The sequence below is a fragment of the Deltaproteobacteria bacterium genome (genome assembly GCA_029860075.1).
In the GTDB taxonomy this organism is placed as follows: domain Bacteria; phylum Desulfobacterota; class JADFVX01; order JADFVX01; family JADFVX01; genus JAOUBX01.
Genome location: JAOUBX010000006.1, coordinates 20,221 through 35,212, shown reverse-complemented (window position 1 = coordinate 35,212; position 14,992 = coordinate 20,221). Strand labels below are relative to the sequence as shown.

At 46.1% G+C, this 14,992-nt stretch carries 12 protein-coding genes; 4 read left to right on the top strand and 8 right to left on the bottom strand.

What is annotated here, in order from left to right; translation table 11 throughout:
- The first annotated feature begins 85 nt into the window (after positions 1-85).
- Positions 86-3,718 carry a hydantoinase B/oxoprolinase family protein gene (locus OEV42_03105; GenBank protein MDH3973246.1) on the top strand — a complete coding sequence of 1,211 codons (3,633 nt, stop codon included), beginning with the start codon at positions 86-88 and terminating at the stop codon, positions 3,716-3,718.
- 52 nt (positions 3,719-3,770) lie between these two features.
- Here OEV42_03105 and OEV42_03100 read toward each other — a convergent pair whose 3' ends face one another.
- Positions 3,771-4,070 (bottom strand): hypothetical protein, encoded by a 300-nt coding sequence (locus tag OEV42_03100; GenBank protein ID MDH3973245.1) that lies wholly within the window; start codon positions 4,068-4,070, stop codon positions 3,771-3,773.
- A 360-nt stretch (positions 4,071-4,430) separates the two neighbouring features.
- On the opposite strand from OEV42_03100, the gene OEV42_03095 reads away from it, so the two are divergent.
- The 3 genes from OEV42_03095 to OEV42_03085 all read left to right on the top strand — a co-directional run bounded on the left by OEV42_03095 (position 4,431) and on the right by OEV42_03085 (position 6,909).
- Entirely contained in the window at positions 4,431-5,597 is a 1,167-nt protein-coding gene (locus tag OEV42_03095) for an SGNH/GDSL hydrolase family protein (GenBank protein ID MDH3973244.1), read from the top strand.
- A gap of 239 nt (positions 5,598-5,836) precedes the next feature.
- Complete coding sequence (locus OEV42_03090) at positions 5,837-6,259, top strand: hypothetical protein (protein MDH3973243.1); 423 nt, start codon at positions 5,837-5,839, stop codon at positions 6,257-6,259.
- A gap of 59 nt (positions 6,260-6,318) precedes the next feature.
- Positions 6,319-6,909, top strand: coding sequence for a DnaJ domain-containing protein (locus OEV42_03085; protein ID MDH3973242.1), 591 nt, complete (start codon positions 6,319-6,321; stop codon positions 6,907-6,909).
- A 41-nt stretch (positions 6,910-6,950) separates the two neighbouring features.
- On the opposite strand, the gene OEV42_03080 is transcribed toward OEV42_03085, so the two are convergent.
- The 7 genes from OEV42_03080 to OEV42_03050 all read right to left on the bottom strand — a co-directional run bounded on the left by OEV42_03080 (position 6,951) and on the right by OEV42_03050 (position 14,911).
- The gene (locus tag OEV42_03080) at positions 6,951-7,961 is read right to left on the bottom strand and encodes a diguanylate cyclase (GenBank protein MDH3973241.1); all 1,011 of its coding nucleotides are present in this window, start codon (positions 7,959-7,961) and stop codon (positions 6,951-6,953) included.
- A gap of 102 nt (positions 7,962-8,063) precedes the next feature.
- Entirely contained in the window at positions 8,064-9,179 is a 1,116-nt protein-coding gene (locus OEV42_03075; protein ID MDH3973240.1) for a carotenoid 1,2-hydratase, read from the bottom strand.
- Positions 9,180-9,376: 197 nt separating this feature from the next.
- On the bottom strand, positions 9,377-11,908 hold the full coding sequence (locus OEV42_03070) for an ABC transporter permease (protein ID MDH3973239.1): 2,532 nt from the start codon (positions 11,906-11,908) through the stop codon (positions 9,377-9,379).
- Positions 11,908-12,609, bottom strand: coding sequence for an ABC transporter ATP-binding protein (locus OEV42_03065; GenBank protein ID MDH3973238.1), 702 nt, complete (start codon positions 12,607-12,609; stop codon positions 11,908-11,910). Before OEV42_03065 ends, OEV42_03070 begins: the two co-directional genes overlap by 1 nt.
- Before the next feature lie 496 nt (positions 12,610-13,105).
- A complete protein-coding gene (locus OEV42_03060) occupies positions 13,106-13,264 on the bottom strand; it encodes a hypothetical protein (protein ID MDH3973237.1) in 159 nt (52 codons plus the stop codon).
- Positions 13,245-13,430: a hypothetical protein gene (locus OEV42_03055; GenBank protein ID MDH3973236.1), complete on the bottom strand. Its 186-nt coding sequence runs from the start codon at positions 13,428-13,430 to the stop codon at positions 13,245-13,247. The genes OEV42_03060 and OEV42_03055 overlap by 20 nt, the downstream gene beginning before the upstream one ends.
- A gap of 23 nt (positions 13,431-13,453) precedes the next feature.
- Positions 13,454-14,911 (bottom strand): hybrid sensor histidine kinase/response regulator, encoded by a 1,458-nt coding sequence (locus OEV42_03050; protein MDH3973235.1) that lies wholly within the window; start codon positions 14,909-14,911, stop codon positions 13,454-13,456.
- Between the last annotated feature and the right edge of the window lie 81 nt (positions 14,912-14,992).

Genomic DNA, 14,992 nt, shown 5'->3' with positions numbered 1-14,992 from the left:
CCGACACAATCTTGTTTTTCCGGGATTGCCGCGTCGCTGCACCCCTCGCAATGACGGCAGCTATATTAGCCATTCCCTATTATTTATGAATAATAACAAAAAATGGAAATTCGCCGTCGACCGGGGCGGCACCTTCACCGACATTGTCGGCATTGATCCTGAGGGCTGCTTTCACACATCAAAACTCCTTTCCAGTTCACCTGCATATAGTGACGCCTCTATAGAAGGAATAAGGCGGGTGATGGGCATTAGAGGTAACGGTCCACTCCCGGAAGAAAGAATCGGGGAAATACGTTTCGGAACGACTGTTGCCACAAACGCCCTCCTTGAACGTAAGGGAGGGCGTGTCGGCCTCGTCATTACAAAAGGTTTTGCCGACCTCATCGAAATAGGCTATCAGGCCAGGCCCGACATTTTTTCTCTTGCCATAAAAAAACCTTCCATCCTCTATTCAAAAGTTATCGAAGTCGATGAGCGAATCGACTCAGAGGGGAAGGTCGTTAAAAACCTTGATAGTGAGCGCCTTTCAAAAGCCATTAGTGAGATCAAGGGAAAAGTCGATACGGTGGCCGTCGTTCTCATGCATTCCTGGAGAAATGCCGGACATGAATTGCTGTGCCGGGATATTCTAAAGAGACACGGCATAAAGGAAGTATTTCTCTCTCACCGGACGATGAATCTCATCAAAATCGTCAGCCGGGGCCAGAGCTGCGTCGTTGACGCCTACTTAAGCCCTGTCATTCATAAATACCTGGACGGCATCAGGGAAGCAACCGGCAATATTCCCATTGAATTTATACAGAGTTCGGGAACACTCAGCCATCCCGACAACTTCCTCGGAAAAGACGCCATCCTTTCGGGACCCGCAGGAGGCGTCATCGGCGTCGCCTCCATTACGGCTGAAACGGGATTAAAAGGCGTTATCGGCTTCGATATGGGAGGCACATCGACAGATGTTTCCCGCTATGACGGTGAACCGGATAAAGTCTACGAACGGATTATCGAGGGCATAGAGCTGCAAAAAGAGATGCTCAATATCAATGCCGTTGCCGCAGGGGGTGGCTCCATACTCTCATTCGACGGCCGGCGCATGCTGGCAGGCCCTGAGTCGGCAGGGGCAGATCCGGGGCCGGCCTGTTACGGTTTCGGCGGCCCCCTTACCGTTACCGATGCCAACCTCATTACAGGCAGGATCGCCCTCGAATATTTCCCAAAGACCTTCGGCCCTGAAAGGAATGCCCCTCTTGATGCAGGCAGGGCAAGGGCACTTTTCGAGGAACTCTCCAATGAAATCAATGCAGCCATGGGCGCCTCTTTGTCGGCGGAAGACACAGCCAATGGATTTCTGCGTATTGCCAACGAAAAGATGGCCCTTGCCATTAAGGAAATTTCTCTTTCCAAAGGGCTCGATGTAAGGCACTACGCCCTCGTCTGTTTTGGAGGCGCCGGCGGTCAACATGCCTGCCAGCTTGCGTCTCTTCTCGGGATGAAAAAAATCATCTTTCATCCCCTGGGAGGTGTTATGTCTGCCTACGGTATCGGGCTGGCAAAACCGGACAGAAAATCAGACAGAACGGTCCTTATGGAACTGAACAGGGAGAACCATAAAAAGATAGAAGCCCTTCTCGATGAAATGGAGAGTCAAATTATGCCGTCATCATCAGGGGGGAGAGCCTATCTTGCAAAAAGGGAGACCGACATCCGGCCCAAAGGCACAGACTCTTACATAACGGTCAAATATGGCGCTTATGATGAAATACTAACTTCATTTATGAAAAAACACGAACAATTGTTCGGCTTTCACCCTGAAGATTCACCCCTTGAAGTGGTGAACCTGAGAATCCGCGTTAGTGAAGAAGTGGACTTTTTCCCCCCTTACAGAGAAAACAAATCCGGCAGGCGCGAAAGCGCAAATCCCATATCCAGACAGGAAGTTATCTTCCCTCATGGAAAATACAAGGCAGATATGTATCTGAGAGAGTCTCTCCCCCCCGGCAGAATCATTGAAGGACCGGCCATGATCCTTGATAAATATTCAACCCTTATCATTGATCCCGGTTTTACGGGAGAGGTAATGGATCAAGGGATTATCTCCCTGACAGGGTTTTCCGGGAAAAAAGAGCAAATAAAAGCAGAAAAATCACCGGATCCCATACTTCTGGAAGTCTTTAACAACCTCTTTATGAATATCTCCACTGAAATGGGGCACACACTCAGAAACACGGCCCATTCGGTCAATATCAAGGAGCGACTCGACTTCTCCTGCGCTCTCTTTGATAGCAAGGGAGAACTCGTTGCCAATGCGCCGCACATCCCCGTTCATCTCGGCTCCATGTCCGATGCGGTCAAGGGGGTTATGGCCGGACAAGGCACCCTCATACAGCGTGGCCATATTTACCTGACAAACGATCCCTACAACGGCGGTTCACACCTCCCTGACATAACCGCTGTCTGCCCCATTTTTTCCGCTAAGGGAGAGATCATTTTCTTTACGGCGGCAAGGGGACACCATGCCGATATTGGAGGCACAACACCCGGCTCCATGCCCCCCGGGGCGCTTCATATCGATGAAGAAGGAGTGCTCATAAAAAACATGCTCATCGTAAAAGAGGGGCGCTTTATGGAAGAAGAAGCAAGGGGACTTCTAACTTCCGGCAAGTACCCTGCCCGGAATATGGATGAACGGATCTCCGACCTTAGAGCCCAGGTGGCGGCATGCCACAAAGGGAGGGAAGAAATAGAGCGGCTCGTTAATAACTATGGACTTGCAACGGTGAAATCCTATATGAATTTCATCCAGCAAAATGCCGGCTTCTCCATAAAAAAAGCCCTAAGCACTTTTCTTGCCCCGAATACGCCTTTCGAGGCTTCCTTTAAGGATCTATTGGACGACGGGTCACCGATAGCCGTCAATATAAAAATCAAGCCCGGCAACAATCCTCCTGAAAGCATCCGTTGCATCATCGATTTTACGGGGACGGGGAGTGAGCACAAGAGCGACAATCTAAATGCGCCGCTTTCGGTCACACGCTCTGCCGTACTCTATGTGTTAAGGAGCCTTATTAAAGAGGATATTCCTTTAAACAGCGGCTGTTTGAAACCGATCAGGATCATTGTCCCCGAGGGCTCACTCCTTAATCCCGCCTACCCTTCTCCTGTCGCCTCGGGAAACGTAGAAACTTCTCAGCGTATAGTCGACGTATTGCTCGGCGCCTTTGGTGTGGCTGCTGCCTCACAGGGAACAATGAACAATTTTATCTTCCAGGTAGAGGGTGATACGCCTTATTATGAAACCATTGCAGGCGGATCAGGCGCCATGGCCGGTCATGACGGCGCGTCGGGTGTACAGGTGCATATGACCAACACGAGGATGACCGATCCCGAAATACTGGAAGTAAGACACCCCGACGTAAGGCTGGAGAGATTCAGCCTGAGAGAAGGTTCCGGCGGGGCAGGCAGGTTCAGGGGTGGAGATGGCCTTATAAGAGAATTGACTTTTTTGAAAGCTGCCGAAGTTTCACTCATATCGGAGCGAAGAACATACCCGCCCTATGGAATAGCGGGAGGCATGGCTGCGAAAAAAGGCCGAAACCTGGTGAGAAAAAATGGAATGCCTCCCGAAGAAATGGAATCACGCTTTAATATAAAACTGGGTAAAGATACGTCTGTTATTATCGAAACACCGGGTGGTGGTGGCTATGGAGAAAAGCTTCCCTGAATTGTTCAGGTTAAAGAAGAGATATTAATATAATGTTGAAAGGGGATAATGACTATCTCTTTTCATTCCCGGCCGGTTGAAATTCCGGCAAGGGGGAAGGGCTCTCTTTGTTCTCCAGTTGGAAAGATTTTGTCAGTTCAAGACTTTTCCCGCAGTCTCTGCAAAAATAGCCCCAGCTTTCAGGAACTTCCACTGCGCCTTTTCTCGGCTTCCTCTGTGAGCATATCCTGCAATGAATTTCCTTTACACCATTAAAGTAGATATCGAAATCAATAGATAATCGGTCTTTCCTGAAATCGACCCTGATAAGATTTGACGCTTCCATTTTAATATGAGTATCGTCCCCTTTCATCAATGTTTGCGGCCAAAATCATGGATTTATTCCTCACATGAAATAAGGCCCTCTAAAAAAGCTGCCTTAGCCACAGTTTCAAATTATACATGATTTATGAAATATCTTCGATGATAATTTCTGCCACATCCATAAAAATTGGGCACAGGCGTTTAGGCCTGTAATAGCATCAGGCATTATGAATTATGGAGAACCATAAACTCAAAATTTGTTTTAAAGAAAAAAACTTTCTTTAAAACAAATGCCTTTTACCATTTAAAAAACTTCCAAGGGCCATTCACCTTTCTTCATTGCAAAATTATTATTGACGTGCTATATAATCGAGGAATGATCCGCCTTCACATAAAGGCGGCAATAATTATGGCTAATAACAAGAAATCGCCTTTTGTACTAATCAAACAGTCAATGGGAAAAATCGGCAAAAGTGAAATAACATTACTTCTTGCAAGCACGATTATTTCACTTTTGCTTGTTGAAACAGGGGCAAGGGTTTGGTTGCATAATTTTGCAACGCCCAAACAATTTCATATCTACTCTCTAATTTCAGAGATAGACCCACAAAGCAGAATCTATTCTCCCCATCATTATCTAAATTACTATCCCACACCAAACTTTAAGAAGGGATTAACCTATCACAACGCTTTAGGTTATCGAGACAAAGAATTTACCGTAAAAAAACCTCCCGGAGAATACCGTATAGTCACTCTTGGCGGTTCTACCACATACACAACATCTGTTGCCGACAATGAAAAAACCTATCCTTCACAACTAGAAAAAACATTAAAGAAAACTTACGGTTATGATAATGTGAGGGTAATTAACGCAGGGGTAGGCGGTTATAATTCCTGGGAATCTTTAATCAATCTTCAATTTCGTGTTCTTGATCTCGACCCTGATCTTGTTATCGTTTATCATGGCGGGAATGATATAACTCAGAGAATGGTCTTACCTGAAGCATACCGGGGCGATAACTCAGGGTCACGCAGACAATGGTCTTTGCCTCCCGTCAGTTTTCTCGATTACAGTTGTTTTTTAAGAATAATCAGAAGAAAGATGGGATTATCCTATCAGACTGATCTAAACCTGGTGACAAGAGCAAACAGCAACTTTATTTACAGAACATATTTTATCAGTCCCCAAATTGAATCCAGCCTTGCCGGACTGTTGAAAATCAATCCTCCAATATATTTTAAACGTAATCTTCAAAACATGGTTGTTATTGCAAAAGAACATGGAGCAAAAATTATGCTTGCTACATTTGCTCATACCCATGCCTATACAACTTATACAAAACACTATTTCTCTTCCGGAACATATCGGCAAATTGGATACGCTGAGAGTAATAAAGTGGTAAAAGATATTGCCATTAATTATTCCATTCCGCTTTTTGATTTTGCCAACGCAATGCCAAAGTATGTGCGATACTGGTCTGATGCGGTGCACCTCAACGAAAGTGGCGCACTGCTGAAAGCAGAATTATTTGCTCAATTCATCAATGAGCAAGGACTCATAACAAAAGAACGCTGACCGGAACAAGCACTTTAACTTTGCCACAGGTTCCGTTGGTTCGACAAAAACAGGTGTTCCTCCATAATATCTCCCCAAAAGCCCGGTAAATATTTATTTATCTTTGGCTCAAACTATCTTCCAGCTCCTTTTCAGCAAAGAAGTAGCTGATTATCATCAGCGATCAGAACAGACCGGTTGCCATTTTCTCCTTTTAAGGATATACTTCAACGCTCATCAATAAGAGGAAGGTTTTTAACATGATTAATTTGCAGGATAAAGGAACCAAACTAACGGCCGTTGCAATCATCATTGTCGCCGGTGTGATTACTATTTACTTATCTGCCGTCGACCCCACTTTCAAATTAAAACCCTTTAACGAGGCTGCCTGGAAAAGCGGCGATGCCCGGTCCCGGGGTGAAATGGTCAATGATCTTCTAAATTCCCCTGTTCTTGTTAACAAATCCATGGAAGAAGTAAAAAAACTCCTGGGTCCGGGGGAGACGCGAAAAAAAAATTTATACTATCCCATTGAACTGGGCGTTAAGGTCGGTTTTCAGCCATCCGTCTTCGAGCTTGCCATCATATTTGACAGACATAGTCGTGCCATAGACTGGGAAATTATTGAGCAGGGTAAAGTTCCTGAAAAGATCTCGGGCGCAAAAGGGAATAAAGGCAGGTAAGGACAGGTTTACAAAGAGCTTCTCTCTTCATCCTGCAATCTAAATAATAGAAATTGGCAATGAGAGAAGATAAAGACTTTTTTAAAACCGCTATACTGGCAATACTTGAAAAATTCCCGGCAGGCATTTCAGAGTATAATATGATGCAGGAGCTGAAAGGGAAAACAGGCCAAATCCCGCAAGATTTTGGACACAACAACCTGGCCCTCTTTAGAAGCCACTTTCTCCTCTTTAATGCCCTCTATGAACTGCAACTCAAACTCCCTGAAAAAACAGGAAAAGTTCTTGAAATCAGCCCTCTGCATATTCAACTGAGATCGCCGTCATCTGAAAACAGCGGGAAATTGCCGGCAGATAACAGCCATGCAAGCCTGCGCGACTATTACCTCGATATGGCTAACCTGGAGCAAACCACATCAGATGATGTTGAGGATATGCTCAATCAATTCTGGAAAATCTATTTTGCAAGGGACAAGCGAATAGAGGCGCTCAAGGTTCTCGGATTGGAAGAGGGCGCCCGCTTTGATGAGATAAGAAAACGATACCGGGAGCTGGCTAAAAAAATTCACCCCGACAGGGGCGGTGATAAGGAGAAGTTGCAGGAAATCAACGAAGCAATGGAAATACTGGAAGGCTGTTACAAGAAATAAGAACAACGCCCCTCATCCCGTGAGGAGAAGAATAAAGGTGGTCATGCCCCATTATCGATATCCCCCTCCACAGCAGTAACAACGCGATTCCTTCCTTCTGCCTTTGCCCTGTAGAGGGCCTTGTCGGCAGCTTTTATAATCTTTGACACTTCATTTTCCTTAGTCGGCTCAATAGAAGCAATGCCGATACTTATCGTCACACAATTACCGGTGGGAATATCACCATGATAAATAGCCAGGTCCTCAACCTTGCTTCTCACCGCGTTGGCAATAATTTCAGCGCCTTTCAAATGGGTATCGGGGAGAATGATGATAAATTCTTCACCACCATAGCGTGCAATAAGATCACCGGGCCGGTTAAGGAGCGAATGAATGGTACTTGAAACGAGTTTCAGGCAATCATCTCCCGAATGATGGCCGTAGGTATCGTTGAAATGCTTGAAATGGTCCACATCGACCATAAGAATTGACAGGGATCGTTTATTCCTGATGGAACGCTTCCACTCTTCCTTTACATGCTCGAAAAATGAGCGCCTGTTGGCAATGCCCGTCAGGCTGTCCGTTGCAGAGAGTTTTTTTAAGAGTTCATTCTGCTTGGCAAGTTTTTTTGCAAGCTCCATGACTTTTTCTTCATGGAGCTTGCGGGAATCGATTTCTCTTTTCAGCCTCAAAATTGCGCGCACCCGGGCAATGAGTTCAAGCTTTCTAATCGGTTTATGCACAAATTCTACTGCGCCTGCTTCCAGGGCAAGAGCAACCACCTCTTCCTCTTCCATGGCTGAAATCATGACAACGGGAATATCGTAAAAAAGATCGAAACTCTTAATATACCGGCAGGCTTCAATACCGTCAATATCCGGCATGGCCACATCAAGAAGGATAATCTCTATGGGAGGCGCTTTTGGAGGTGCACTATCTTTCCGAATCCCCAGTTTTTCATAAGCCGCCAATGCAGAATCCACAATGACAGGACTTTTAAATCCTGCCTCTTTCAGATAGGCACGGTAGAGAGCTCTCATCTCTTCCGAATCATCTACAATCAGTATGCTCATTTTCTATTATTTCTTCTCAAAAAATTGGAGAGTATCTAATTAATTATATAGTTAATCCATGATAAATCAATAGCTGCCTTTCCCCCTGCCGGAGCACTATAATCAATTACCGGCATAACCTGTCATTTCAAGGTAGCCCTTCCCTGACAGCGGCACACCATGATGCGTCCCCTGCACCTTCACCGCCCCTTCCCAGTAACGTATGGAAAGATCAAGTTCCTGATTGACGATTAAAGGTTCTATATTTAGAAAAAGAGCCTCTTTTTTAAAGAGAAACTTCCACTTTATGGGGTATGTTCCGCCGAGAGGACTTTCCCATTTTTCCAGTTCTTCTATTTCTACATCATCCGCCTTGATGGAAAGAACACTTCCGTCGGGACCGATAAGCTTACCTGCACTAAAGGAATCAACGGTGCCGTTTTTCAGGCGCAACTTGTAAAACATGAGGTCATAACCATTGGAAAGCTGAAGAGCGAACCAGTCCCACCCTTCCTGATCCTCAGACAGAGCACTTGTACTCCACTCCCTGTCGAGCCAGGAACTGCCGCTTACCTGAAAAGTTTCCCCTTTCACTTCAATAGTACCCTCCGTTGATAGACGGGGGATGGAATAGTAGTAAGAGGCGTTGCCCGGCTCTTTACTTTTTTGACTTAGCCCTTCATCACCTTGTAAAACAATCCCTTTTTCAGGAGTCAGGAGGAGATTAACAACAATGCCATTTTTCTTGGCCCGGAGGCTCCAGGGGTGTCCCTCCCCTTCTACTACTTCAACAGACCAGTCTTCAACCCAGACCCTGAAAGGTTCGGCCTTTGCCCCGGCAAGACCTGCCCCCTCTCTGGCAAAGCGTTCAAAATTATAAAATGTTTCTGTCTCAACGTCAGTGAGAGCGAAGTGCCCCATGTAAATGTTGTTCGTCGCCCACTTTGATGTTCTCTCCACGGGCTTGCTCTCTATGGCAAAACGAAAAAGGCTCAGTTCATAGCCGAATTTTCGTCCCCTTTTGTCCTCCAGGTTTCCTGTAAAGTACCACCATTCTGCTTTGAATCCGGGGTGGGGGCCGTGGTCTTCGGGGAAGATGAAAGGCCTCTTTTCCAGGGCCCGTTCAAAACCGTCATTCCCGGAATCACCAAGGAGTTCCCTGAAGTTGAGACTCTCTTCTGTACGAGCAGGGGCAGTAAATATAAAAAGGAATAATATGCTTAATAGTATTTTATTCATGGATCTTTTTTATAGTTTTATTAAATTCTAAATCACTCCCTCTCCCTCGATAGGATCTCGATGCCCCTTGAGGGTAGAGGGCTGGGGTGAGGGTGAAAGCCTTTGGAAATTTCATTCGCCCGTCCCCCCTCAATCCCCTCCCACCAGGTGAGGGGAAGCATCTATTTTACTTTGCGGTTTTTGCGCGCAATAGATTTTCACTCCTCCCGCATCGCCTCAACAGGCAATGCCCTTGAAATCCGCCATGCCGGATAGATGCCGGCCAGCAAAGCAGCCGTTAAGGCCAGCAAAATAGCCTCAAAGAGAATGGGTGTTGAAATGACCGTTTTCATAGTCCAGCCGAAGGAGCGTTCATTGATAACATGAATAAGCATATGGGCCATAACAAGCCCCGAAGGGATTGCCAGCGCCCCCGCCATTAATCCCATAAATCCCGTCTGGCTAATAATGATCCCCGCCACCTGACGCGGGACAAAGCCCGTTGCCCGCAGTATGGCCATCTCCCTTGCCCGCTCCATCTGAAGAGCCATCATGGTGCTTAAGACACCGATAAAGGCAATGATGACGGCAAGAAGGCGTAAAACACCTGTTATGGTAAAAGTACGGTCGAAAATGGCAAGGGAGCGCTCCCGGATTTCCCCGTTTTTGCGCATTTCGATAATCTCGCCGGAAGAAACAAGGGCCCTCACTTCATTCATAATGTTATCTGCCTTTGCCTCTTCTTCCAGGTAGAGCCCTACCGATCTGACGGATCGGTCTTTAAAATGCCGGTTGTAGAGTTGTCGATTAATCAGCACTGCAGCCGGCCCTGAACCATAATCATAGAAGATACCTGCCACAGAAAAGGGCAGAGGACCGTAATCGGTAGGAAGCTCAATTTTATCACCAACTTTTGCGCCGTACACATTGGCAAAAGGTTCAGAGATAACGACGGCCTTATTATCAAAAAACTGCTCCCACACATCAGGCTCTCCCTCTTTAATGAGAAAGGGAGGCGAGTCTTTCTCCCATATGTCCGTTACATGCATTTCCTTCATGCCTTCTTCTGAATGAAGCGTAATCCATTGTGACGAGCTTGTTCCCTCAATGCCTTTTATATGCTGCAATTTTTCAATGAAGGCGGGATTTAAAGCGGATACGATATTTTTCGATTTAAAACTGGGGGAGCGAATATAGATATCGGCCTGGACGATAGACTCGAGCCAGATTTTGACGGAATGACGGAATGAATCGATCATGACACCCACGCCGACGGTAGTGGAAAGGGCCAGCATGAGAACAGCAATGGCGATCCCTGTCCGGCTGAGCGCTGCGCCGATCCCCCTGATAGCAAGCCTTGTGTGGAGGCGGGAAAGGGAAGCGGGAAAAAGGTTCAACAATCGAACACCCTTTGCCGTCAGAAAAGGGGCAAAAAAGATCATGCCGAGAATAATCATAAAAAGGGCTGCAAAGCCTGCCGAAAGGCTCCTTCCTCCCATATGGAGAAGACCAAAAGCCAAAAGGATGAGAAAAATCCCCGCAAGGGCAATTCCTGGGGCGGCTGCCTCGGCTTTGCCTTCAACAAGGGAACGTTTAACAGCCGCCACAGGAGAAATTCCGGCCGCTTCCCATGCAGGAACAAAAGCGGCGAGAAGGGATGCTGCAATACCGACAAAAGCTCCCTTTATAAGAGAAAGAGGACTGACAATGAAATCGTCTATTGTAAGAACAAAGTAAAGATCATTAATCGTTCTCGTCACCAGTTTGACCAGCGCCGTACCCAGAAAAAGGCCTAACACAATACCCAAAACCGTTCCTGCAAGGGCAATGATAAAAGCTTCCGTCATGACCATTTTAAATAGGGCTTCTTTCGTCACCCCCAGGATTCTCAAAGAGCCGATAAGTTGTCTCCTTTGCAGAATGGAGAAAGTCATCGTATTGTAGATAAGAAAGGCGCCAACGAGGAGAGCAAGAAAACTCATGGCCTTAAGATTTGTCCTGAAAGCCTTGGTCATATCATCCATGGCCCGGCTTCTCGAAGCTGCGTTTACGATTTTTACACTCTCCGGCAAAGCTTTTGTCATCTTATGAAGAAGTACGTCTCCCTCCTTTCCGGGAGCGATTATCATGTCAATGAAGGCAAGTTTTCCTTCCATCCCTGTCAATTCCTGGGCCGTCGATATATCGGCAATGAGAAGATCCTCTGTTGCTGCTTCCGGGTGAGTCCCCCCGGGAATAAAACCGATTATCTCCAGGTCACGCTTTTTTGCGCCAACCCTGAAGGGAAAAGAATCCCCCACTTTAACAGCTATTCTTTCAGCTGTCCCGGGGGAAATAAGAACTGTGCCTGATTGGGTAAGGAACTTTTTCAGATCAAAGGTTGCTCCCCTGCCAAGGTGGGAGCGAAAATCACTTTCGGCAAAGAGATCGACACCGAGAAGACGCAGGGTTTCCTTCCCTGCCTTACCGTAGGCTTCAATAAGAGGCGCAATGGAAGTGATTCCTTCCTCGACCCTTAGCCTGGTGTAGAGCCCTTCATTAATACCATTGCTGCCGCCGATAATCCGGTGTGTTGCTTTTCCCGAAACCTCTTCAACCGATTGATTAAATGAACGGTAAGCGCTTTCGCTCGCCAGATCGACGGAGATAACGACGGCTACGCCGAGGGCAATACCTAAAAGAGCGAGAAAAAGCTGTAAAGGATGTTTCGAAAGATGACGAAAACCGGCGCGGCTTATAAGGGAAGTCACTAGTCTCCCTCCCGCTTATCATGACTGATAGCCCCATCCTTCATGGTAACGATCCGGTCTGCCGTGGAAGCGACCTCCCGGGAATGAGTAACAATGATCATGGTTTTGCCAGAGGCGCGCACCAGTTCATCGAGCAGGCCGAGGATAAGTTTGCCTCTTTCCGAATCGAGGTTGCCCGTCGGCTCATCGGCAAGGACAAGAAGCGGATCATGAACAAGCGCCCTGGCAATGGCAAGACGCTGCTGCTCCCCGCCGGAAAGCCTGTCGGGAAAGCTCCCCCTGCGGTCTTCAAGCCCCACCCTGCCAAGAAGGACAAGTCCCTTCTCAATGGCTTCACGCCCTTTTATGCCGTTAAGTTCCAGCGGCAATAAAAGGTTTTCTTCCACCGTCAATGTAGGAATAAGGTTAAAAAACTGGTAGACAAAGCCGATGTTTTTCCGGCGAAAAAGGGTGCGCTCCTTCTCATTAAGTCCCGTAAGGCTGATGCCATCAATAGAAATATCACCGGATGCCGGATAATCGATACCGCTGATGAGGTTTAAAAGGGTCGATTTACCCGACCCGCTCTGCCCGAGAAGCGCCACCGATTCACTACGGGAAACCTGCAGGTTTAAATTCTTCAAAACATGGCGAACCTTGTCGCCTTCCTGGTAGTTATGCGTGATGTCTTTTATGGAAAGAAGAGGGGCTTTTGTATTCATTTTATATTAAGTTTTTTGACACTGATTTTCACTGATTTGTTATGATTTATTTATCATCCTTTCTTAAGAAATTTAGCACTTCATTACTTTACTTTTCCAGTTCTTTTTTCTCAATATGCTTTCACAGTGAATCCCTGGCAGGTGCATTCCCCACGGCTTGCCGCCATAAAGCGGGAACGTAGTCTCCGCGCTCATACCCCGCTGTTTGCGGCAGAGTGATCGATTAAGTTTTGACACCATCTCGTTCCCAGACTCCACCCTGGGAATGTACCCGGATATAAAGCTACAGCTTTGAAATAAACGTCTGGCCCCATAAGAACAAGATATATATTCCTCTTTAGGGGGGCTATGTGGACAGGCTGGAAGATTGGATTTATTCAAGGGCCTGCATTTTTCCGGAGAACTTTTAAAGCAGAGCTTTTACTGCAATTGCCTTCCCGGGCCGGAGCCTGGGAGCGAGTTGAGACGAGTTGAGAGTTGAAAAATAATTACAACCCTACTTCATCTCAAGTGTCTTCCTGAGCCGCCTGGAGAGCGTCATAATAATCCCCCGTGACAGGGAAGGGTATTCATCGAGAATATTGTCGAGCAATTCCAGGCTGTTGGCCCTGTTTCTTTTCACATCACTTATATCGTTAAGGTATGCCTGATACACTTTTTTTCACCTCCCTTTCGATGGCCCTGATAAATTGTGCGCTGTACTTGAACAGCTTCCCCGGTAGGGAGCGGTTTAGCCGCCTGATAGAGGCAATGACATGATCATTGAGATTGGCGTCATCTTCAATAAGAAAGGAGGCAAGCCTGTCATGAAGGAATATCATGAGAAAAAAAGAAGAGGAATTTCTCAGGCGCCGACGGGAATCGAAAAAATAAAGGTGGACCCCTTGTCCCCTTTGCTTTCAATCCAGACCTTTCCCTGGTGAGCATCAATAATTTTTTTTACAATCATTAGGCCAAGGCCTGTACAAATCTCCCCTGCCGTCGGCCTGGTGCTCAACTTATTAAAATTATAAAAGAGCTTTTCCTGGTCCTCCGGGGATATTCCCGGACCTTCATCCCTGATTGAAACCCGGCTTGTATCATTTACAATTTCGAAATCGACATAAATATTTTTTCCCCTGTCGGAAAACTTGATTGCATTGGAAAGAAGGTTGTCCAGTACCTGCGTAAGCAGCCTGTCATCAAATGAGGTAGGAAGCGCATCTTTTTTATGATAGTGTATTTTTATATCTTTTTTCCTGGCCATATGCTCACCTATGGCGATACGCTCTTCAATGAGATCAGGAAGAGACGATACTTGCAGTTTAAGATGCATTCTGCCGCTTTCGATGGAAGAGACATCGAGCAAATCATTAACAAGGACAAGCATTCTCTGGCTGGCATTAAGAATCCGTGAAATAAACTGTTTTTGCAAATCACTTAAATTATTCGGTTCCTCACTCTCGATAAGGTCGCAAAAACCTTCTATTGATGACAGGGGCGCCCTCAGATCGTGTGCGGCAATGCCCAGAAATTCATTCTTGAGATTATTGAGGTCTTCCAGCGCCCTTACACGTTCAAGCTGCTCAAGATTATTGTTGACCCGATAATACAGTTCCTCATTTATGATCGGTTTATTAACATAATCATTGGCGCCGCATTTGAGAAACTTGGCTGAAATACTGTGCTTGCCCACACCCGATATACCGATGACGGCAAGGTGGTCTTTTGAATATTTATTTCGTATTTCAGTGGTCAACTGGAAGCCGTCCATGACAGCCATACTGTAATCGGTTATAACCAGTTTAATATCTTTTTCTTTCCCGAGAATTTCAAGGGCTTCCTTACCATTAGATGCCTCGAATATAGTGTAGTCATGTATCTTTAAAAGCCCTGTCAAATAATTACGGGCAACGACTGAATCATCAACAACAAGCACTTTAATATTACTGTTGCGTTTAAGATTTGTTATGGCCTGACAAACATAATCGAGGCTGAAAACATTCCCTTTTTCAACATAGTCCACAACCCTTTTGCTCCAGATATATTCTCTTACATCGTGACTATTCTGGCCGGTAAAGACAATGACGGGGATATTTTCCGATAAAACATAATCGATGATTTCACCGTTGGGCGCATCAGGGAGACGAAAATCAAGCAAGGCAAGAAAAATTTCAGACTTGCATGTATTAAGAACCCGTCTGGCATCGGCAAAATCAGCTGCACTGACCACATCAAGACCGAGCTTCTCATTGATAAGGGATTTAATCACTTCCCTCATCATATCGCTATCTTCGACAACAAAAATTTTTTCTTTTTCCATCGCTTTTCCCCGGTGATTTACTTCAAATTGCTTTAAGTTTGAATAGTCTGAAATCCTTTGCGCAATGCCTTGAATTTTATC

Excerpts from the sequence above, each read along its gene's own strand:
- OEV42_03105 (MDH3973246.1), top strand. The coding sequence starts at position 86 with ATGAATAATAACAAAAAATGGAAATTCGCCGTCGACCGGGGCGGCACC.
- OEV42_03100 (MDH3973245.1), bottom strand. The coding sequence starts at position 4,070 with ATGAAAGGGGACGATACTCATATTAAAATGGAAGCGTCAAATCTTATC.
- OEV42_03095 (MDH3973244.1), top strand. The coding sequence starts at position 4,431 with ATGGCTAATAACAAGAAATCGCCTTTTGTACTAATCAAACAGTCAATG.
- OEV42_03090 (MDH3973243.1), top strand. The coding sequence starts at position 5,837 with ATGATTAATTTGCAGGATAAAGGAACCAAACTAACGGCCGTTGCAATC.
- OEV42_03085 (MDH3973242.1), top strand. The coding sequence starts at position 6,319 with ATGAGAGAAGATAAAGACTTTTTTAAAACCGCTATACTGGCAATACTT.
- OEV42_03080 (MDH3973241.1), bottom strand. The coding sequence starts at position 7,961 with ATGAGCATACTGATTGTAGATGATTCGGAAGAGATGAGAGCTCTCTAC.
- OEV42_03075 (MDH3973240.1), bottom strand. The coding sequence starts at position 9,179 with ATGAATAAAATACTATTAAGCATATTATTCCTTTTTATATTTACTGCC.
- OEV42_03065 (MDH3973238.1), bottom strand. The coding sequence starts at position 12,609 with ATGAATACAAAAGCCCCTCTTCTTTCCATAAAAGACATCACGCATAAC.
- OEV42_03055 (MDH3973236.1), bottom strand. The coding sequence starts at position 13,430 with ATGATATTCCTTCATGACAGGCTTGCCTCCTTTCTTATTGAAGATGAC.
- OEV42_03050 (MDH3973235.1), bottom strand. The coding sequence starts at position 14,911 with ATGGAAAAAGAAAAAATTTTTGTTGTCGAAGATAGCGATATGATGAGG.